General features: G+C 69.1%; 18 protein-coding genes. 7 read left to right on the top strand and 11 right to left on the bottom strand.

Annotated features, from left to right (window positions below; genetic code table 11):
- Positions 1-47 precede the first annotated feature (47 nt).
- The 3 genes from AC1C2S_RS13525 to AC1C2S_RS13515 are packed head-to-tail and all read left to right on the top strand — an operon-like array spanning position 48 to position 3,229.
- Positions 48-1,955 carry a sigma-70 family RNA polymerase sigma factor gene (locus AC1C2S_RS13525; protein ID WP_495353037.1) on the top strand — a complete coding sequence of 636 codons (1,908 nt, stop codon included), beginning with the start codon at positions 48-50 and terminating at the stop codon, positions 1,953-1,955.
- A gap of 9 nt (positions 1,956-1,964) precedes the next feature.
- On the top strand, positions 1,965-2,837 hold the full coding sequence (gene purU, locus AC1C2S_RS13520) for a formyltetrahydrofolate deformylase (RefSeq protein WP_495353036.1): 873 nt from the start codon (positions 1,965-1,967) through the stop codon (positions 2,835-2,837).
- Between the two features lie 23 nt (positions 2,838-2,860).
- Positions 2,861-3,229, top strand: a complete 369-nt coding sequence (locus tag AC1C2S_RS13515) for a YrdB family protein (RefSeq protein WP_495353035.1) — start codon at positions 2,861-2,863, stop codon at positions 3,227-3,229.
- Between the two features lie 80 nt (positions 3,230-3,309).
- Here AC1C2S_RS13515 and AC1C2S_RS13510 read toward each other — a convergent pair whose 3' ends face one another.
- Positions 3,310-4,365: a hypothetical protein gene (locus AC1C2S_RS13510; RefSeq protein ID WP_495353034.1), complete on the bottom strand. Its 1,056-nt coding sequence runs from the start codon at positions 4,363-4,365 to the stop codon at positions 3,310-3,312.
- A gap of 101 nt (positions 4,366-4,466) precedes the next feature.
- Between AC1C2S_RS13510 and AC1C2S_RS13505 the strand changes: the two genes are divergently transcribed.
- Positions 4,467-5,057 carry a TetR/AcrR family transcriptional regulator gene (locus tag AC1C2S_RS13505; protein ID WP_495353033.1) on the top strand — a complete coding sequence of 197 codons (591 nt, stop codon included), beginning with the start codon at positions 4,467-4,469 and terminating at the stop codon, positions 5,055-5,057.
- 56 nt (positions 5,058-5,113) lie between these two features.
- On the opposite strand, the gene nagB is transcribed toward AC1C2S_RS13505, so the two are convergent.
- From nagB to AC1C2S_RS13460, 9 genes are all read right to left on the bottom strand, one after another.
- Complete coding sequence (gene nagB, locus AC1C2S_RS13500) at positions 5,114-5,899, bottom strand: glucosamine-6-phosphate deaminase (protein ID WP_495353032.1); 786 nt, start codon at positions 5,897-5,899, stop codon at positions 5,114-5,116.
- Complete coding sequence (locus tag AC1C2S_RS13495; RefSeq protein ID WP_495353031.1) at positions 5,878-6,810, bottom strand: ROK family protein; 933 nt, start codon at positions 6,808-6,810, stop codon at positions 5,878-5,880. Before AC1C2S_RS13495 ends, nagB begins: the two co-directional genes overlap by 22 nt.
- The gene (locus AC1C2S_RS13490) at positions 6,807-8,342 is read right to left on the bottom strand and encodes a glycoside hydrolase family 3 protein (RefSeq protein WP_495353030.1); all 1,536 of its coding nucleotides are present in this window, start codon (positions 8,340-8,342) and stop codon (positions 6,807-6,809) included. Before AC1C2S_RS13490 ends, AC1C2S_RS13495 begins: the two co-directional genes overlap by 4 nt.
- Positions 8,339-9,223 (bottom strand): carbohydrate ABC transporter permease, encoded by an 885-nt coding sequence (locus AC1C2S_RS13485; RefSeq protein ID WP_495353252.1) that lies wholly within the window; start codon positions 9,221-9,223, stop codon positions 8,339-8,341. The genes AC1C2S_RS13490 and AC1C2S_RS13485 overlap by 4 nt, the downstream gene beginning before the upstream one ends.
- A 71-nt stretch (positions 9,224-9,294) precedes the next feature.
- On the bottom strand, positions 9,295-10,284 hold the full coding sequence (locus AC1C2S_RS13480) for a carbohydrate ABC transporter permease (protein ID WP_495353029.1): 990 nt from the start codon (positions 10,282-10,284) through the stop codon (positions 9,295-9,297).
- Between the two features lie 144 nt (positions 10,285-10,428).
- Entirely contained in the window at positions 10,429-11,673 is a 1,245-nt protein-coding gene (locus AC1C2S_RS13475; RefSeq protein WP_495353028.1) for an extracellular solute-binding protein, read from the bottom strand.
- Positions 11,674-11,741: 68 nt separating this feature from the next.
- The gene (locus AC1C2S_RS13470) at positions 11,742-12,980 is read right to left on the bottom strand and encodes an ROK family transcriptional regulator (protein ID WP_495353027.1); all 1,239 of its coding nucleotides are present in this window, start codon (positions 12,978-12,980) and stop codon (positions 11,742-11,744) included.
- A 72-nt stretch (positions 12,981-13,052) separates the two neighbouring features.
- Entirely contained in the window at positions 13,053-14,930 is a 1,878-nt protein-coding gene (locus tag AC1C2S_RS13465) for a heavy metal translocating P-type ATPase (protein ID WP_495353026.1), read from the bottom strand.
- A gap of 255 nt (positions 14,931-15,185) precedes the next feature.
- Positions 15,186-16,403: an NADP-dependent isocitrate dehydrogenase gene (locus tag AC1C2S_RS13460; protein ID WP_495353025.1), complete on the bottom strand. Its 1,218-nt coding sequence runs from the start codon at positions 16,401-16,403 to the stop codon at positions 15,186-15,188.
- Between the two features lie 280 nt (positions 16,404-16,683).
- Between AC1C2S_RS13460 and AC1C2S_RS13455 the strand changes: the two genes are divergently transcribed.
- Complete coding sequence (locus tag AC1C2S_RS13455; protein WP_495353024.1) at positions 16,684-17,136, top strand: GNAT family N-acetyltransferase; 453 nt, start codon at positions 16,684-16,686, stop codon at positions 17,134-17,136.
- Positions 17,105-17,500, top strand: coding sequence for an MGMT family protein (locus AC1C2S_RS13450; RefSeq protein WP_495353023.1), 396 nt, complete (start codon positions 17,105-17,107; stop codon positions 17,498-17,500). The genes AC1C2S_RS13455 and AC1C2S_RS13450 overlap by 32 nt, the downstream gene beginning before the upstream one ends.
- On the opposite strand, the gene AC1C2S_RS13445 is transcribed toward AC1C2S_RS13450, so the two are convergent.
- On the bottom strand, positions 17,501-18,130 hold the full coding sequence (locus tag AC1C2S_RS13445; protein ID WP_495353022.1) for a TetR/AcrR family transcriptional regulator: 630 nt from the start codon (positions 18,128-18,130) through the stop codon (positions 17,501-17,503). It lies immediately after the preceding gene.
- A gap of 58 nt (positions 18,131-18,188) precedes the next feature.
- Between AC1C2S_RS13445 and AC1C2S_RS13440 the strand changes: the two genes are divergently transcribed.
- Entirely contained in the window at positions 18,189-18,917 is a 729-nt protein-coding gene (locus tag AC1C2S_RS13440) for an SDR family oxidoreductase (RefSeq protein WP_495353021.1), read from the top strand.
- The last annotated feature ends 4 nt before the right edge of the window (positions 18,918-18,921 follow it).

Genomic DNA, 18,921 nt, shown 5'->3' with positions numbered 1-18,921 from the left:
GTGACTCCCGCGAACTCCGCGGTTCCCCATCACCCGAAGGAGGCGACGTGCCGCCGCTGCGCACCGACCGATCGGCCGACGCCGCGCTCATCGAGCGAACGCGCAAGGGCGACCGTTCGGCGTACGCCGAGCTGTGGGAGCGGCACTCCGCATCGGCGCGCACCGTCGCGCGCTCGTACAGTTCGCTCGACCCCGACGACCTCGTCGCCGAGTCGTTCACCAAGATCTACAGCACGATGCTCGCCGGCGGCGGGCCGACGGGTGCGTTCCGTCCCTACCTCTTCACGACGATCCGCAACACGGCCGCGGGGTGGGGCCGCGCCCGGCACGAGACCACGCTCGAGACCCTCGAGTCGTTCGAAGATCCGGCGACGAGCGAGTCCGCCACGCTCGAGGCGCTCGACCGGAGCGCGACGGCCCAGGCGTTCCGGGCACTGCCGACCCGGTGGCAGGAGGTGCTGTGGTACTCCGAGGTCGAGAACATGACCCCGCAGCAGATCGCCCCGCTGCTCGGCATGAGCGCCAACAGCACGGCGGCGCTGGCCTACCGCGCGCGCGAGGGCCTGCGCCAGGCATGGATCCGAGTGCACCTGCGCAACCCCTCCAACGATCCGGAATGCCAGTGGAGCATCGATCGCCTCAGCAGCTACACCCGCGGAAAGCTCCGCACTCGTGAGACGAACCGTCTCGAGGCGCACCTCGACGACTGCGCCCGCTGCACGATCGTCGCGGCAGAGGCACGCGACGTCGGCTCGCGCCTCGCGCTCGTGCTGCTGCCACTCACCGCGGGCATCGGCGGGGCGACCGCGTACTCGGCCTGGCTCTCCCAGGGAGCGCCGGTCGCCGAGGTCGCGATGGGAGTGGCTGGCATGCCCGCCGTGCTCACCGGCCATGGCGGCGCGGGCGGTGCGGGTGCCGCCGGCGGGAACAGTGCAGGCGCCGGCGGGGTCACGAGTGCCGGCGGCCTCGGTGCCACCGGCGTCGTGGGCGGCGTCGCGGCCGCGGTGCTCGTCGCCGCAGCGGCGGTCGCCGCGGTGGTCTTCCTCCCGGGGCTCGTGAATCCTCCCGAGCAGCCGTCCGAACCCGCTCCCGTCGCCGCGCCGTCTTCCGAATCGAAGACGGCCGACCCGACTGCAGAGGCGTCGTCACCGGCTCTGCCGCCGGCAGCTCCGGCGGTGCCGCCCAGGCTCGTCGAGCCAGAGCCAGAGCCAGAGCCGGGGCCAGGGCAGGGGCCGAATGCCGACGCCGATGCCGAATCGATCGAATCCGATGCGCCGGCGGTGGAACCGGGCGCATCGCAGCCCGCTCCTTCGCCGACGCCCACCCCGGAGCCCGTCGACGTTGTCGTGCAGCCCCCGGAGATCCTCGAAGCCGACACGGCGGGGGGCCTCGTCGATCCAGACCTGAGCGGCACAGCCGAACCCGGAGCCACGATCGTCGTCAGCATCGCGGCGGATGCGGCCGATGCATCCCCTGCACTCCTCAGCGCTTCGACGTCGGTGGCCCCCCTGCCCGAGACGGTGACTGCCGATGCGGCCGGACGATGGAGTGCTCACCCGCGCGGCCTTCCTGCCGGCCAGACGACGCTCGAAGTCGTGCAGACCGACCTTGCGGGCAAGATGTCCTCGGCCGCGGTCGTTTCGGTGAACCTGCTGGTTCCCTCCGTTTCACTGTCCCTCGGACGCACCGAGTTCTCAGGGGTCGGCGGGGCAACGGTCGTGATCGAGGTCTGCGGCGAGTTCGCCGGCAGGTTCCCCCTCGATGCGGCTGGCCGCGCTCACGATACGAACAAGGAGTCGTGGTTGTGGCCGCTCTTCTCCGACGACGTCGCGGCTCGCTATGAAGCCAAGGGCCGACTGGGACCCGCCGTCCCGACCAGCGTCTCGTCGCGCTCGTCCGAGCCACCCGCCGCTGAGGTGCTCACGTCCGCAGAGGCACCGCCCGTTGCCGGGTAATCTGGCCGAATGACCACGGATGCCGCAACCGAACACCTGTACCACTGGGTCGTGACGCTCAGCTGCACCGACGGCCCGGGCATCGTGCATGCGGTGAGCGGGGCGATCGTCGCCGCGCACGGAAACATCACCGAGAGCCAGCAGTTCACAAGCCTCGACACGGGCCGTTTCTTCATGCGACTGCAGGTCGAGTCATCCGCCGCCCGTGCCGAGCTCGAGCAGGCGCTCGAGCCCGTGACCGAGCGCTGGAACATGCGGTGGCACCTCGACGAGGTCGCTCGGCCCCTGCGCACACTCGTGCTCGCCTCGACGGCGGGGCACTGCGTCAACGACCTGCTGTTCCGCCAGCGCGCAGGGCAGCTGCCGGTCGAGATCCCGCTCGTGCTCTCCAACCACGGCACCCTCCGCGATCTGGTCGACTTCTACGGAGTGCCGTTCGAGTCGCGTGCGATCACGGATGCCGCGTCGAAGTCGGCATTCGAGCAGCGCGTGCTCACCGCGGTCGCCGAGCACGACATCGAGCTCGTCGTGCTCGCGCGGTACATGCAGATCCTCTCCCCCGAGCTCTGCGCGGCGCTCGAGGGCCGCTGCATCAACATCCATCACTCGTTCCTGCCGGGCTTCAAGGGTGCGAATCCGTATCGTCAGGCGCACGCGCGCGGCGTGAAGCTCATCGGTGCGACGGCGCACTTCGTCACGAGCGATCTCGACGAGGGTCCGATCATCGAGCAGAACGTCGTGCGAGTGGATCACTCCCGCAGCCCGGGCGAACTCGTCGCGATCGGTCAGGATGAAGAGAGTCGCACGCTCAGCCAGGCGGTCAAGTGGTTCGCCGAGCGTCGGGTGCTCGTCGACGGCGCACGCACGATCATCTTCCGCTGATCTCGCGGGTAGGCTTGAGCGTTGTGAGCGACGCACGACAGCACGAACAGCAGCCGAAGATCGGGCCGAACGACATCCTCCGGTTCCTCCTCGAACTCTTCGCGTTCGTCTCCCTCGGCATCTGGGGTTTCGCCGCTTTCCCGCTTCCGTGGCCCGGCGTGCTCATCGGAATCGGTGCACCGCTCCTCGCGATCCTGGTGTGGGCGCTCTTCGTCTCACCGAAGGCGGTGCTGCGGGTCGACACGTTCGGCAAGGCGCTCGTCGAGATCGCCGTCTTCTCCGCTGCGGCACTCGGCTGGTGGACCCTCGGACAACCTGTGGTCGCGATCGTGCTCGCGGTCGTCGCCGCGGTCAGCGGCATCCTGAACGGGCGCAAGGAACTCGCCCGCTGACTCCGCGTCGGTCAGTGCCGAGCCCGCTCGAAGCCGACGATGCGCGCACCTCGACTCTCGATGCGAGGCCCGCCTGACGATCAGACGGCGACGGATGCCTCGGCATCGGGTTCGGCTCCGCCTGCCGTGCGGAAGTGGCCGACGACCGACAGCAGCAACCCCCCGACGGCCCATGCAGTGAGCACGAGCCACGGGAAGCTCGTGTCGGCAGCCGGGAAGTACGACAGCTCGCGCACGAGCGTCGCGGCCGCTCCCGGCGGGAACCACTGCCCGACCTCGCCCCAGGGTGCCGGGTAGAACTCCTTCGGCACAGCCGCACCCGAGATCGGGTTCGCGAACAACAGCATGATGACGGGGCCGACGGCGATGCCGGCTCGGCCGATGAGCGCCACGAACCCGGTGATCGGCGCGGCGATCGCGCCGAGCGCAAGTGCGATGGCGGCGGCGTTCAGCCAATACTCGCCCTGCAGTGCGCCGAACCAGCCCTGCAGGATGCCGGTGAGCACGAGCCCGCCCACGGCGGAGTACACCACGACGGCGAGCACCCTTCGAAGCGCGCCGATGACGGCGATCGAGATGGCGATGCCGCCGAGCATTCCGCCGAGCACGAGCGGGAAGAGCGCAGCCGAGAGGCCGGTGCCGCGCGCGTCGCTGTCGGCCAGTGGCACAACGTCGGTCACCGTCACGTCGATGTGCGGCGGCGCGGCGGGTGCACCCGCCGCGGCTGCTGCCGCTGCGGCCTGGGCGTTCACGCCCTCTTCGAGGCCGCTCGCGATGCCCGCGAGCAGCTGGGCGACGATGAGGCTCGACGCCGATGAGGTGAGCACCTCAGGCTCCTGCCCGAGCACGATCGCCCCGTACGCCTCACGCGATGCGATGGCGTCGACGGCTGCATCGCGGTCGGCGACGTGGTCGAAGGCGATCGCTCCGGGCGACTGTTCATCGACCGTCGCCTCGATCGCTTCGATCGCCTCGGCGGGGCCGGCGATCGCGATCGGCAGGTCCTTCGCGTCGGCTGTCACGCTCGGCCATGAGAACGCGAGCACCACGACGGCGACAACGGCCGCGAGGGCGAGCGCGATGCCGACGACGCGGCCGATGGCGGTGTGCGGGTTGGCGGCGTCCGTGTGGGCCATTGTTCCTCCAAAGTAAAACGAATGTTCGTTCTTTATCATTTTGAGCGCCCGTCCTATGCTTGTCAAGAACGTTCATTCGTTTTCGACGGAGAGGCGGCGCGATGCCCAAGGTGACCGACGCCTACCGGGCTGCCCGGCGAGACGAGATCATCGACTCAGCGCTGCGCGCGTTCGCTGCGACCGGGTTCCAGCGCACGTCGATGGCCGACATCATCGCCGAGTCGGGCCTCTCGGCAGGCGCGATCTACGGTCACTTCTCGGGCAAGAAAGACCTCCTCGCCGCCGTCGCCGGACGTGTGCTCGACGCTCGGCGCGACGAGCTCGAACAGCGGCGAGGCGACGGTGAGCCGCTCGCACCCGGACAGATCATGGCCACGCTCCTCGACGGCATGCGCCGCGAACCGTTCGGCGACGTCATCGTGCAGATCTGGGCCGAGGCGGCCGTCGACGACGAGATCCGATCGCTCGTGCAAGGGGTGTTCACGAGACTGCGAGCGACGGTTCGCAGTCGGCTCGTCGAATGGGCGACGGCCGACCCGAGTCGCATCGACGGTGACCCCGAGGAGTGGGCGGCACGGCTCGCCCCCGTAGTGCTCGGCCTCGGGCCGGGATACATGGTGCAGCGCATGATCGTCGACGACTTCGACGATGAGGCCTACCTCAGCGCCCTCTCCGAGGCACTCCCCCACTGACGAGCGAGCGGATGCCGCAGCATCCGCTCAGCCGCGTGCGCGAATCAACCGCCGGATCAGATGCCCTGCCAGGCGGGCTTGTTCGCCCATGCGTGCCGGTAGTAGTCGAGGTTCGCGAGCTCGGAAGCCGCGGCTTCGTCGACGACGACCGTCGTGTGCGGGTGCAACTGGATCGCCGAACCCGGCTGACTGGCCGACACCGAGCCCTCGACGGCCGCCGCGACCGCGTGCGCCTTCGCCTCACCGAACGCGAGCAGCACGAGGTGCCGAGCACGGAGGATCGTGCCGATGCCCTGCGTGATGCAATGCATCGGCACATCGTCGGGAGAATCGAAGAAGCGGGCATTGTCGAGACGAGTGGCCGCGGTCAGCGTCTTCACGCGAGTGTGCGACGCGAGCGAGGAGCCGGGCTCATTGAAGCCGATGTGCCCGGTGCGCCCGATGCCGAGGATCTGCAGGTCGACACCGCCCGCCGCCTTGATCGCCCGCTCGTAGTCGGCGCCCGCGTGCTCGATCGTCGCCGGGTCGCCGTTCGGCACCCGCACGAGCTCGGGAGTCAACCCGAGCGGTTCGACCACCTCGCGCGTGATCACAGCCCGATAGCTCTCGGGGTGGCCCGCGGGCAGCCCCACGTACTCGTCGAGGGCGAAGCCGCGCACACCGCGCACGTCGATCGAGTCGTCGGCGATGCTGCGGGCGAGTGCGCGGTAGCTCGCGAGCGGCGTGGAACCGGTCGCGAGACCGAGCACGACATCGGGCTTCGAGCGGATGAGCGAGACGATCGTGTCGGCGACGAGGGCGCCTGCGGCATCCTCGTTCTCTACGATGACGATTTCAGCCATTGGTGTTCTCCTACGAGAGCGGCGCCGACAGCGGCCGCTGGGAATCCGAGTGGGATGACCTGCACGCGAGCCGCGAGGTCGGTCGATGCGAGGAAGGCCGACTCGGCCGCCCACCGATTCAGGATACGGCGTGTGCCGGCTACGAGCGGCTCACCGAGCGCGGCGAGCCCCCCACCGATGACCACCGCATCGACGTCGACGGCCAGCGCGAGCAGACGCACCGCCGCCGCGACACCCGTCAAGAACTGCTCCTGCACGGCGAGCGCCCGCTCGTCGCCGGCCTCCGCCGCATCGAAGAGCTCGCGCGCCGGGTGCTCCGACACGGTCGGCCACGTGCGCGCGATCGCCAGACCCGAAGCGATGGTCTCGAGGCATCCGAACTGCCCGCACCCGCACATGACTCCGGCCGGGTCGACCGGGATGTGCCCGATCTCGCCGGCGACACCGTGTCCGCCGCGCAGCAGGCGCCCGTCGAGAAGCACACCGGCCGAGAGGCCCGTACCGAGGTTCAGGTACGCCATCGACGTCGCCCGAATGCCATCGGCCACGCCGAGCAGGTGGTGCGCTCCGACCGCGGCCGCCTTCACGTCGTTCTCGATGCGCACCTCGACCCCGAGCCGATCGGCCAGGCGCGGGCCGAGGTCGAGCCCCTCGAGGCCCAGGTTCACGGCGTGCTCCACCCGGCCGGTCTCACTGTCGACGGCACCGGGGATGCCGATGCCGATCGACGTGAATGCCGAGGCGTCGACGCCCGCGAGCTCCGTCATGCGTTCGACCGTACGGATCGCGGTCGCGACGACCGCCTCGGCGCCGAAGCCGGTCGGCATCCGCACCTGGTCGCTCAGCTCTCCGTCGGCACCGATCGCCACCGCGGCCGTCTTGGTGCCGCCGATGTCGATGCCGAGCCTCACGGCGCGGCCACCGCGGCCCTGAGCGCGTCGTCGACGAACTCGATGACCGCTTCACCGACGAGGCGCGAGGCGCCGAAGGTCGACACGTCGGCGTACGCCCGATCGTTCGAAGGCCAACCCATGTCGATCGTCACGACGTCGTCGCGCACCGCTCGCAGCGCGTCGATCGCGGTTCGGGCGAATGGATGTCGGTGCAGATCCTTGCCCACCACGAGCACCGTTCCGGCCAGATCGGCCGCGCCGGCGAGCGGCTGCCGCTCCGAGACGGCGACGGTCTCGGCGCCGCTGAGCCACGACCTGTGCGCGCTGGCGTCCTCAGCGGCGAACGGGCCCCACGGGGCCACGCCCACGGCGATGTTCGCGACCGTGTCGATGCGCACCACCGTGCCGATGCGCGGCGCCTGCGCGAGACGTGCGCGCGCGACATCCGACACCTCGAACGCGGCGATGACGCGTCCGATCTCGTGCACATCGTGCGGCGGCTCGATCGACGACGCCGCGGCCGGCCCGCCGGGAACCGGCACGGCCTCGGCTGCGAGGGCGCGGACTCGTGCCGCCGACTCGCGGATGCGTTCGGCCGGAAGCCGGCCGGCCTCGACCGCTGCCTCGACGGCCTCGACGATCTCGGCCATCTGCGTGGCCGTGTTGCCGGAACCGATGCAGAGCAGGTCGCAACCGGCGGCGAGGGCGCGCACTGCAGCTTCGGGAATGCCGTGCACGCCGCTCGCCCCCTTCATGTCGAGGGCGTCGGTGACGATGACGCCGTCGAACCCCAGCTCCCCGCGGAGCAGGCCGTTCAGAATTTGCGGGGAGAGGGTGGCTGGATTCTCCGCGTCGAGCTGCGGAATGAGGATGTGCGAGGTCATGATCGTGCGGGAACCTGCCGCGATCGCCGCGCGGAACGGCACGAGCTCGCGTTCGCGGAGCGTCTCGAGCGGCACGTCGACGACGGGCAGGGCGAGGTGCGAGTCCGTCGCAGTGTCGCCGTGGCCCGGGAAGTGCTTCGCGCTGGCAGCGACGCCCGTCTGCTGCAGCGCCGTGACCCAGGCGGAGGAGTGCCGCGCTACGAGCTCGGGGTCGGCGCCGAAGCTCCGCACCCCGATCACGGGGTTGTCGGCGTTGGCGTTCACGTCGACGTCGGGCGCGAACGTCACGGTGCATCCGGTCGCCGCGAGCGCCTCGCCGACGGCCCGCGCGACGCGTGCGGTGAGCTCGAGGTCGTCGATGCGGCCGAGCACGGCGTTGCCGGGGAACGGCGCACCTCGGTCGTGGAAGAGCCGTGTGACGTCGCCGCCCTCCTCGTCGATCGCGATCACAGCGAGGGGGTTCGCCTGGCGCAGCGACGCGTTCAGGCTGCGCAGTTGCTCGGGCGATTCGACGTTCGACCCGAACAGGCAGACGCCGCCGAGCCCGTCGCGCAGCAGCTCGAGCACCCACTCAGGCGCGCTCACGCCGTCGAAACCGGGCAGCAGGGTCGTGAGGATGTCCCGGCGAAGGGCAGTGCCCGCGCCGGTCGAGTCGATGCCGGTCATCCCTTGACTGCTCCGCTCACGAGACCGCCGACCATTCGACCCTGCACGAACAGGAAGAAGATGACGACGGGCAGGGCGATGAGCGTGGACCCTGCCATGACGGCGCCCCAGTTCGTCGCTTCGGTCGCCGACTGGAAGGAGTTCAGCCAGGGCGGGAGGGTGAGATTGTAGCCCTTGAGCAGGAGGAGTGCCATCAGGAACTCGTTCCAGCTCTGGATGAACGCGAAGATACCGGTGGCGACGAGACCCGGTGCGAGTAGCGGGAAGGTGACCTTCCAGAACGCTTGCGCCTTCGTGCAGCCATCGATCTGGGCCGCCTCCTCGAGCTCGGCCGGCACGCCCCTGACGAAGCCACGCAGGGTCCAGATCGTGAACGGCACCACCGCGGCGAGGTGCACGATGAACAGCCCGAGGAGGGTGTTGATGAGGCGCCAGTCGTCGATCATGTTGTAGATCGTGAACATCATCGCCTCGCCGGGCACCATCTGCACGACGAGCACGCTCACGATGAAGACGACGCGGCCTCGGAAGGCGAAGCGGGCGATCGCGATCGAGGCGAGGAAGGCGATGAGCGCGCCGACCACCACGACGGCGAGGCCCACGGTGAGGCTCGAGACGAGTGCGTGCGGAAAGTCGGTCTGACCGGGCGCCGCCTCGCGGGTCCACGCCGTCACGTAGTTCTTGAACGTGAAGTCGAACGGCAGGAAGCTCGGGTTGCGGCTGATGATCTGGTTCGGCGGGGTGAACGACATGTTCACCATCCAGTAGACCGGGAAGACCGAGCAGACGATCACGACGAGCGCGAACACGTTGAGCCCGAACCGGCCGGCCCTCCCCTTGGCGCGGCGCGCGGGTCGGTCGAGACGACCGCCGTCGCCGATCGTGGAGGCGGCACGCGTGGACGTCGTGACCGAGCCGGGGTTCTCGGCGATCTGGATTCCTGGGCTGACGGTCACAGCTCTGCCTCATCCTTCAGGGAGGAACGGACGTTGAAGTAGGAGATGGCCATGAGCAGGATGACCATGAACACGCCGATCGCGGCGGTCACGCCGAACTCACCGAGGCCCTGCCTGAACAGGTAGGTGGGCAGGATGTTCGTCTCGCTCGCGAGCCCTCCCTGTTGCTGCAGCGCGTACACCTGCGTGAATATTCGGAGGTTCCAGATGGTCTCGAGCACCAGCACGGCGGTCAGCACGCCCCGCATGTACGGCATGACGATGAGCCGGAACCGCTGCCAGGCGCTCGCGCCGTCGAGCGATGAGGCCTCGAGTACTTCCTCGGGCACCTGACCGAGACCCGCGTAGAAGGTGACCGCGGCGAACGGCACGCTCTGCCAGACGACGATGATGACGAGCACCATCATGAACGACCACGGATCGATGAGCCAGGAGTGGCCGCGGAAGTCCTGCGTGCCCGTGATGGTGTTGAGCGCCCAGTTCACGAGACCGTAGTCGGTGTCGAAGATCCAGCCGAACACGACGGTCGCCGAGAGCGGGGGCATCGCCCACGCGAGCATCAGGCCGATCGACACGGCGAGGCGCCATCCCTTCGACAGTTTCGTCATGAGCAGAGCGATGATCATGCCGAGCACGACGATGAGCGCTGTGAGGACGACCATGAGCCCGAGGCTGCGGGCGAGCACCGCGGGGAAATCGGACTCGGTGAAGACCTCGATGTAGTTGTCGAAGCCGACGAAGTTCGGCGAGGTGCCGAGCATCTTGTTCTTGATCTGCAGGTCGGTGAAGGAGTTCACGAACATGACGATGGTCGGGTAGAGGACCATGACGCCGAGCAGCAGGATGCTGGGGCCGAGCAGCAGCCACGGTGCCCAGGGCAGCGGCTTCTTACGGGGACGATCGCCAGCGGAGCCCCGCGGCGAGAGGGGAGGTCTGGACTTCGGCGTGCGCGGCGCTGCGTCAGGCTCGGTGAGGGTTGCGCTCATGGCTGCTCCTCGGATGTGTCGCGGGGGATCGCGATTTGACTGATGGTACGTCTCGGGCGCGGCGGCGGCGACGTGCCGGAGGATGTCGTGGGAACGGGGGGCGGAGCTGTGTGGAACTCCGCCCCCCGCGCAGGGCTCAACAGGCTAGCTGTTGAGGATCTCCTCGATCTGCGCGTCGAGGTCGGCCGCGATGGCCGCCACGTCGCCGCCCTGGGCGATCTTCACGAGCGCCTCCTGGATGATCTGCGCAGCTTCGACCTCGGCCCACTTCGGGGTGGTCGGGGTCACCCTCGAGTTGGCGAGCGCGTCGGCCTGGGCCTTGGCGATCTCCGTGTCGGGCAGCGATGCAGCAGCTGCCGTGAAGCCCGGCGTCAGGCCGCCTTCGGCGAGCAGGATCTGGTAGTCCTCGCCAGCCATGATGTCGAGCGCGGCGCGAGCCTGCTCGGGGTTGGCGCTCTTCGTCGCGACGGCGATGTTGGAGCCGCCGGCGAAGATCGGCGCGGTCTCGCCGGCCTCGAGCCCGGGCAGCGGGAAGGCACGCAGGTCGGAACCGTAGGTGTCGGCGCAACCCGGCGCCTCGGCGTCGGCCGGAGCCGTGATCGACCACTGCACCCACGCGGGAGCGGAGAGCAGCGCGATCTCACCGGCGCAGAACGGCACCTGCGGGTCGGTCTCGTCGCCGTCCTTCGCCGCGTTGGACGCGTTCACGTACACGTCCTGCAGCTGGGTCAGGCCCTCGATGCCGCCTTCGCTCGAGAAGCCGGCCTTCCACTCGTCGCCGTCCTGCTCGGCGATGAAGCCGTCGTGCGCCCAGACGTAGGGAAGGGCGTTGTACCAGTCGCGGCCCGGAGCCCAGATACCCGAGCGGGTGTCGGTCTTCAGCGCCTTGCCGGTTGCGACGTACTCGTCGAGTGTCGTCGGAACCGGGGTGGCGCCGAGGATCTGCTCGCTGTAGAACACGATACGACCGCCCGCGTAGTACGGCGCTGCGTAGAGCTCGCCGTCGTACGTGGCGGACTCGACGAGACCGGGCAGGTAGTCATCGGCCGGGAAGTCGGTGAGCGGCAGGAACAGGCCCTGATCCGCGAAGCTCGCGGTCTGGGTGTTGCCGACCTCGACGACGTCGGGCGAGTCGTTCGACTGCAGTGCCGCCGCGTAGGTGTCACTCACGTCGGCCCAGGTCTTCTCCTCGACCGTGAGAGTCCAACCGTCGTTCTCCGCCTCGAAGGTGTCCTTGAGGTATTCGCGGGCTGTGTCGGGAGTGTCGGTGCCGACGACCCAGACGGTGATCTTGCCACTGTCGGCCGACTCGTTGCCGCCACCGGCGCTACAACCGGCGAGGGTCAGGGCAGCAGCAGCGCCGAGCGCCACAATGCCGAGTTTCCTCATTTGTCGTTTCCTTTCATGGGGTGGGGAGGCAGCGGGGGTTCGCTGTCACCCTTGGTGCGTGGAGTCCCTCACGAGACTCCAAGTTGTCCGGAGAGGACCATGACGGCCGCGCCGCGAAGGACGATGTCCTCCGCCTGCTCGGACATCCGGAGCCTCAGATCACGGTTGAACTCCGCCATCGTCCGCTTCCGGAGCGTGTCGACGGTCGCCTCGTGGAAGGCGCCGTCGAGCAGTTGGGCGGGGCCGCTGAGCACGACCTCCGACAGGTTGAGCGCACCGACGACCGGTGCGAGCACGATGCCGAGTCGGCGGCCGGCCTCGCGAAGAATACCATCGCGTGCGGATGCCACGGCGACCTCGTCGCCGGAGAGCTCGGCGAGCTGGGCGGTCAGCCGTGGCACGGCGAGCCAGGCTTCGAGGCATCCGTCTCTGCCGCATGCGCAGTGCGGGCCGCCGTCGGTGCCGACGACGACGTGGCCGATCTCGCCGGCCGCGAAGCCGCCGCCGATGACGGGCCGCCCGCCGATGATGAGGCCGGCGCCGACGCCGTGCCCGATCTTGATCAGCAGCAGGTCGTCGAGGTGGGAGGAGCCGTGTTCGGCGAGGACGCCGACGTTCGCGTCGTTGGCGACGTACACGGGCAGAGCGAACAGGGCGGTGAGTCGATCTTGCAGCGCGACGTCGGTCCAGCCGAGGTTGGGCGCCGACCTGACCACGCCGTGCTGGTCGACGACGCCGGGTGAGCCGACGCCGACGCCGAGCACCGGCGTGGAAGTGCGCTCGGCGAGGCTCGCGACGAGTCGCTCGACGAGGAGCACGGCCGCTTCGCCGGTCGAACCGCCACGCGGGATCTCGTCGCGGGCGACGATCTGGCCGTCGAGGCCGACGACGGCGCCGCGGAACAACTCGTGCTCCGAGAGGTCGACGCCGATGATGTGGAACGCATCGCGGTCGATGTCGATGAGCGTCGCCGGTTTGCCCGGTCGTACGTCTTCACGCTGGCCCAGTTCGACGACGAGCCCCTCGGCGATGAGGGCGGCGACGAGGTCGGAGATCGTGACGCGGGTGAGCCCGGTCTCGCGCGCGACATCGGCCCGGCTCTGCGCGCCGGCCGAGTAGAGGGTCTGCAGCACGAGTGCTCGATTGTGGGTGCGGGCGTGCTCGGGCAGGACCTTGCCTGTGGGACGGAGTGCGCGCGAACGGGTGAGCGCCGGCACGCCTGGGTTCGGCGCGATGAGCAACTCGGGCGCCACCGAGGAGGTGGTGGGCGTCGGCGCCGAGGTGACCGGGCCTCGCTGCGCATCCATTGCAGTCACGTTTGTTAGTAAACCTTACGAACAAACCTGGCCGCAAGAGCTTGCGGCCACTTCGCCCCGACGTTATCGAGTTGTGACCGGCGAGCGGCTGCTGCGGGAAGCATCCGCTCTCGCATCGAGCCGCCCGCCGATCGCGCGGAGCGCCGCGAGGATCGTCACGAGGTCGACCACTTCCTGCAACACCGCACCGAGGGTGGCCGGGATCACCCCGAACGCGGCGACGAACATCAGCCCGACGCTCACGAGAATGCCGAGCCAGATGCTCTGCAGTGCGATGCGCACCGTGTCACGGCCGATCTCGACCGCCTTCGCCGTGCGCGAGATATCGTCGACGAGGATCACTGCAGACGCGGACTCGCTCGCCGCCGTCGCGCCCTTCGCCCCCATCGCGATGCCGACATCGGCGGCCGCGAGTACGGGCGCATCGTTGACGCCGTCGCCGACCATGATCACCGGCCGCTCCGCGACCGCCGCGACCTCGTGCACCTTGTCGGCCGGAAGGCACTCCGCGCGCACGTGAGTGATGCCCAGTTCGGCGGCGACGTGATCGGCCGTCGCCTTCGCGTCCCCCGTGAGCATCATGACGCGGTGCACGCCAAGTTCGTCCAGGCGTGCGAGCGTGGCCTTCGCGTTCTCGCGCAGCCGGTCGCTCGCGAGCAGCGCCCCGGCGAAGCGACCGTCGATCGCGACGTAGACCGCGAGTTCTCCCGGCGCGATCTCGGTACGCTCCGCATCCGGCGCGTGCTCGAGCACGAAAGCAAATTTGCCGACGACGACCTCGCGCCCGCCGACCTTCGCCGTCACGCCGTTCGTCGCCGCCTCGCGCGCCCACTCGGCCTCGACGAGCGGGAGTCCGCGATCCTTCGCCGCCTGGATCATCGACGTCGCGAGCACGTGCGACGAATACTGCTCGGCCGAAGCCACCGCGCCGAGCAGCTCGTCGTCGCCGAAGCCGTTCTCCGGCCGGATCGCGACGAGCGTCGGCGAGCCGTACGTGAGCGTGCCGGTCTTGTCGAACACGGCCGTCTTCGCCGCAGCGAGCAGCTCGAGCACTCCCCCGCCCTTCACGATCACGCCGTTCTTCGCGGCGCGGCTCATGCCGCCGATGAACGCCACCGGCGCGGCGATGAGCAACGGGCACGGGGTCGCGAGCACGAGCACCTCCGCGAAACGCACCGGGTCGCCCGACAACCACCAGGCAACCGCGGCGAGCGCGAGCGAGAACACCGTGAACGGCACCGCGTAGCGGTCGGCCAAGCGCACGACGGGCGCCTTCGACTCGGCGGCCGCCGTGACCAGCGCCACGATCTGCTGGTACTGGCTGTCGGCTGCGGATGCCGCGGCGACGACTTCGACCGCGGCCTGACCGTTGATCGAACCACTCAGCACGAGGTCGCCCGCGTGCTTCTCGACCGGCACCGACTCTCCCGTGATGGAGGACTCGTCGACCGTCGCCTCTTGGGAGCCCAGGGTCGCGTCGACCGGCACGATCTCGCTCGGCCGCACGAGCAGCACATCCCCGACGCGCACGTCGCCTGCAGGCACCTCGACGATCGACTCCCCCTCGATGCGGTGCGCGTGCAGCGGCGAACGGGTCAGCAGCGCATCGAGTTCGCGCTTGGCGCGACGGTTCGCGTAGTCCTCGAGGGCGGCGCCACCGGTGAGCATGAGCACCACCACGAGGGCGGCGATGTACTCGCCGACGAGCACCGTCGCGACGATCGCGGTCACCGCGAGGATGTCGAGGCCCCAGTGCCCGCGCAGGATGTCGCGCACCATGCCGACGGCCTGCCAGGCCGCGACGCCGAGCGCGTAGATGCTGAAGATCCACTGCACGGCGGCGCCCGCGCCGGTGAGGGCGAGCACGATGCCGAGCAGACCCACGCCGAGCGTGAGGGTGACGACCCAGTACCTGCGGGCGAGCTTCAGGAGGCGTGCCATGCCCCCATCCTCCCCCCGTCGCGGGATGCGCCGGCCAGAAAGCTCTCGTGCGCCACCGTCGTGGCGCACAATGCGGCCGTCGCACGTGCGGAATTCAGGAACGCACGGGTGTGTCGCGGCGTGTTGCGGGCGCGAACGCGCGACACGCCGTTCGCCGACCTGAATTGCTGCGAGAGACGGGCGTGAACGGCGAGGCGGAAACGCGAACGGGGGTCGGATGCCGCGGCATCCGACCCCCGTCTCGAGGCGTTTCGACTACGCGGCGATGCGCGCCTTCAGGTTGTCGGCCAGTGTCGCGAGGAACTCCTCGGTCGTCTGGTAGCCCTGCTCGGGGCCGACGAGGGCCGCGAGGTCTTTCGTCATGGCGCCCGACTCGACGGTCGTGATGACGACGTCTTCGAGGGTCGCGGCGAAGTCGATGAGCTCCTGGTTGTCGTCGAGCTTGCCGCGGTGCGCGAGGCCGCGCGTCCAGGCGAAGATCGAGGCGATCGGGTTCGTCGAGGTCGGCTTGCCGGCCTGGTGCTGGCGGTAGTGCCGGGTCACGGTGCCGTGCGCGGCCTCGGCCTCGACGACCTTGCCGTCGGGAGTGGCGAGCACCGAGGTCATGAGACCGAGCGAGCCGAAGCCCTGCGCGACGGTGTCGGACTGCACGTCGCCGTCGTAGTTCTTGCACGCCCAGACGTAGCCGCCCTCCCACTTCATGGCCGAGGCGACCATGTCGTCGATGAGGCGGTGCTCGTAGGTGAGGCCGGCGGCGTCGAACGCCGCCTTGAACTCGGTCTCGAAGATCTCCTGGAAGATGTCCTTGAAGCGGCCGTCGTACGCCTTCAGGATCGTGTTCTTCGTCGAGAGGTACACGGGGTAGTTGCGGTTCAGACCGTAGTTCAGCGAGGCGCGGGCGAAGTCGCGGATCGAGGCGTCGAGGTTGTACTGCACCTGCGCGATGCCGTCGCCCGGGGACTGGTAGACCTCGAACTGCTGCGGCTCGCCGCCGTCTTTCGGGGTGAACGAGACCGAGAGGGTGCCCTCGCCCTTGAAGAGGAAGTCGGTGGCGCGGTACTGGTCGCCGAATGCGTGACGGCCGATGATGATCGGCTTGTTCCAGCCGGGCACGAGGCGCGGGATGTTCGAGATGATGATCGGCTCGCGGAAGATGACGCCGCCGAGGATGTTGCGGATCGTGCCGTTCGGCGACTTCCACATCTTCTTCAGGCCGAACTCCTCGACGCGCGCCTCGTCGGGCGTGATCGTCGCGCACTTGACGCCGACGCCGTGCTTCTGGATGGCGTGCGCCGCATCGATCGTGATCTGGTCGTCGGTCTCGTCACGCTTCTGGATCGAGAGGTCGTAGTACTCGAGGTTCACATCGAGGTACGGGTGGATCAGCGTGTCTTTGATGGCCTGCCAGATGATTCGCGTCATCTCGTCGCCGTCGAGCTCGACGACGGTGCCTGCAACCTTGATCTTCGACAAAGTGGATGTCTCCTTGATTCTGGTGGGGGAAACGGGAAGCTTTCGGGCGGTCGGACACGCCGCCTGCCAGCCTACCGCGTCACCGGATTATCTCCACATCGAGAGAGTTTCGGCTCCACATCGAGACGACGGATACCGCGGCATCCGCTCGATCGCGTCGTCGCAATGCCGGTTCGGCCGCTCAGATGCCGGCCGTGTCGCGGGTGGCGTCGGCATCGGCCGATGTCTTTGTGTCGTCTCGGCTACCGACGCGGAGCTCGCACGGGTTAGCCTTGGCTGCATGGCTGAGCTGAGACTGGAAGACCTGTCGGCGTCGAACATCGTTGCGGCGAACTCGCTGTCGCTGAAGCCCGGTCAGGAACAGTTCATCGCCCCGGTCACCTATTCGGCCGAGTCCTCGGTCGTGAACCCCGCGACCGCATGGCAGCGCGTCGCGCTCCTCGACGACCGAGTCGTCGGGTTCATCCACGGCAACTTCGATCCCGAGAACGAGCACGAAGAGTTCCGGGCGTGCATCTGGCGCATCAACGTCGACGCCGAAGTGCAAGGCAAGGGTGTCGGGCGCTTCCTCGCGACGGCGCTCGCCGAAGAGGCGAAGCGGCGCGGCTTCGACCGCATCACCGTGCTGTGGGAGCCCGGCGAAGAGGGCCCCGAGGCGTTCTTCCACCGCATCGGGTTCACCGACGTCGGCGAGAGCGCGTATGGCGACGTCATCGGTGCGCTCGAGCTCTGACGCGAGCCCCGATCAGGTCGAGCGGATGCCGCAACAGCCGACCGGGCGCAGCCGTGAGCCCGTCGAAGGGTTCGTCGCCGCCGTGCTCATCGTCGTCGCCGACATCCCCTCGGGGCAGGTCGCGACGTACGGCGACATCGCCGCGCTGCTCGGCTCCCGCGGCGCTCGCGCCGTCGGACAGGTGATGGCCAGGTACGGTGCGGATGCCCCGTGGTGGCGGGTCGTGCGCGCCGGGGGCCGCCCGCCTGCGGGTCACGCCGAGCGGGCCCGCGCGTACTACGACGCCGAGGGCACGCCGCTGCGCACGACCGACGACGACGACGGCTACCGCATCGACCTCGCCGCGTGCCGGTGGCGGGCCTGACTACCCTCCGGTCGTCACCGCGCTGTTGAGCGCGTTGCCGATGAGTCGGTCGATGAGGGCGTCGTCGATGTGCTCGTCGAGCACGAGGATGCGGTGATAGCAGGCTCCCCAGAGCTGGTCGACGAGGACGTCGAGCGGTGCGTCCGACCGGATCTGGCCGCGGTCCTGCGCGCGCTCGAGCGCCCGGACGGCTTCTGCGCGTCGTGGCCGGGAGTAGGTGGCCGCGAAGGCCTGCCGCAGCGCAGGGTCGGTCTGGGCGGCTCCGATGAGCTCGCGAACCGCGCGCCCGGCGTCTTCATGCTGCATGAGGCGGGCGAAGGCCCGAAGCTGCGCCCGGAGGTCGCCCGTGATCTCTCCGGTGTCGGGGAAGCCGAGCGCGTGCTCGACCCGGGTGAAGTAGGCCTCGGCGGCGAGGGCGCCCGGCGTCGGCCACCACTTGTACAGGGTCGTCTTGCTCGAGCCCGCAACGGCGGCGACCCGGTCGAAGGTGACTGCCGCCATTCCGCCGGCGAAGAGCAGATCGGCGGCGGCGGTGAGTACATCACCGCGTACTTCGGCGGCGGGGCGTCGCCCGCGCCCGCGCCGCACCTTGGTTGCGGAGGTCGATTCAGAAGTGGACACATTGTCCATTATGCCCTACGATCTCATTTGTGGACGAATTGTTCACATCTGACATCGAGAGGTTCCCATGAGTTCACGTGTTGCGATCGTCACCGGCGGTTCGGGCGGTATCGGCCGTGCCACCGCACTTCGGCTCGCTGCAGACGGCTTCGACGTCGTCGTGCAGTACCACGGCAACCAGGATCGCGCCGACGCGGTGGTACGAGAGATCACGGCAGCGGGCGCGAGTGCGCTCGCGGTGCATGCCGATGTCGGCGATGAGCAGGCCGTCGCCGTCTTGTTCGGTGAGGCGGAGTCCGCGTTCGGCGGCGTCGACACGGTCGTGCACACGGCAGGCATCATGCCGCTGTCGCCCCTCGTGGACACCGACATCGACACATTCGACCGGGTGTCGCACGCGAACATCCGCGGAACGTTCCTGGTGGCTCGCGAGGCAGCACGGACCGTGCGAGACGGTGGCAGCATCGTGCTGTTCTCCACGTCGATCACGCGCCTGCAGGCGCCGTCCTACGGGGTGTATGCGATGAGCAAAGGCGCCGTCGAGGCGCTGCCGTTGATCCTCGCCCGTGAGCTGGCCGGACGAGACATCACCGTCAACGCGGTCGCGCCCGGTCCGACCGACACCCCGTTGTTCCGTGAAGGCAAGCCGCAGGAACTCATCGACCGGATCGCCGGATCCAACCCGATGGGCCGGCTCGGCACCCCGCACGACGTCGCCGAGATCGTCTCCACCCTGGCGGGGCCGGCTCGGTGGATCAACGGGCAGGTCCTCTACATCAACGGCGGTGCGGCGTGAGCCG

The organism is Agromyces sp. Y782, from assembly GCF_059445405.1.
The sequence above is the reverse complement of the archived record's forward strand: the minus strand, read 5'-3'. Positions and strand labels throughout refer to the sequence as shown.

Bases quoted from the DNA above. Each gene is read 5' to 3' on its own strand.
- purU (WP_495353036.1), top strand. From the start codon at position 1,965: ATGACCACGGATGCCGCAACCGAACACCTGTACCACTGGGTCGTGACG.
- AC1C2S_RS13510 (WP_495353034.1), bottom strand. From the start codon at position 4,365: ATGGCCCACACGGACGCCGCCAACCCGCACACCGCCATCGGCCGCGTC.
- AC1C2S_RS13505 (WP_495353033.1), top strand. From the start codon at position 4,467: ATGCCCAAGGTGACCGACGCCTACCGGGCTGCCCGGCGAGACGAGATC.
- nagB (WP_495353032.1), bottom strand. From the start codon at position 5,899: ATGGCTGAAATCGTCATCGTAGAGAACGAGGATGCCGCAGGCGCCCTC.
- AC1C2S_RS13490 (WP_495353030.1), bottom strand. From the start codon at position 8,342: ATGACCGGCATCGACTCGACCGGCGCGGGCACTGCCCTTCGCCGGGAC.
- AC1C2S_RS13480 (WP_495353029.1), bottom strand. From the start codon at position 10,284: ATGAGCGCAACCCTCACCGAGCCTGACGCAGCGCCGCGCACGCCGAAG.
- AC1C2S_RS13475 (WP_495353028.1), bottom strand. From the start codon at position 11,673: ATGAGGAAACTCGGCATTGTGGCGCTCGGCGCTGCTGCTGCCCTGACC.
- AC1C2S_RS13470 (WP_495353027.1), bottom strand. From the start codon at position 12,980: ATGGATGCGCAGCGAGGCCCGGTCACCTCGGCGCCGACGCCCACCACC.
- AC1C2S_RS13465 (WP_495353026.1), bottom strand. From the start codon at position 14,930: ATGGCACGCCTCCTGAAGCTCGCCCGCAGGTACTGGGTCGTCACCCTC.
- AC1C2S_RS13455 (WP_495353024.1), top strand. From the start codon at position 16,684: ATGGCTGAGCTGAGACTGGAAGACCTGTCGGCGTCGAACATCGTTGCG.
- AC1C2S_RS13450 (WP_495353023.1), top strand. From the start codon at position 17,105: ATGGCGACGTCATCGGTGCGCTCGAGCTCTGACGCGAGCCCCGATCAG.
- AC1C2S_RS13445 (WP_495353022.1), bottom strand. From the start codon at position 18,130: ATGGACAATGTGTCCACTTCTGAATCGACCTCCGCAACCAAGGTGCGG.
- AC1C2S_RS13440 (WP_495353021.1), top strand. From the start codon at position 18,189: ATGAGTTCACGTGTTGCGATCGTCACCGGCGGTTCGGGCGGTATCGGC.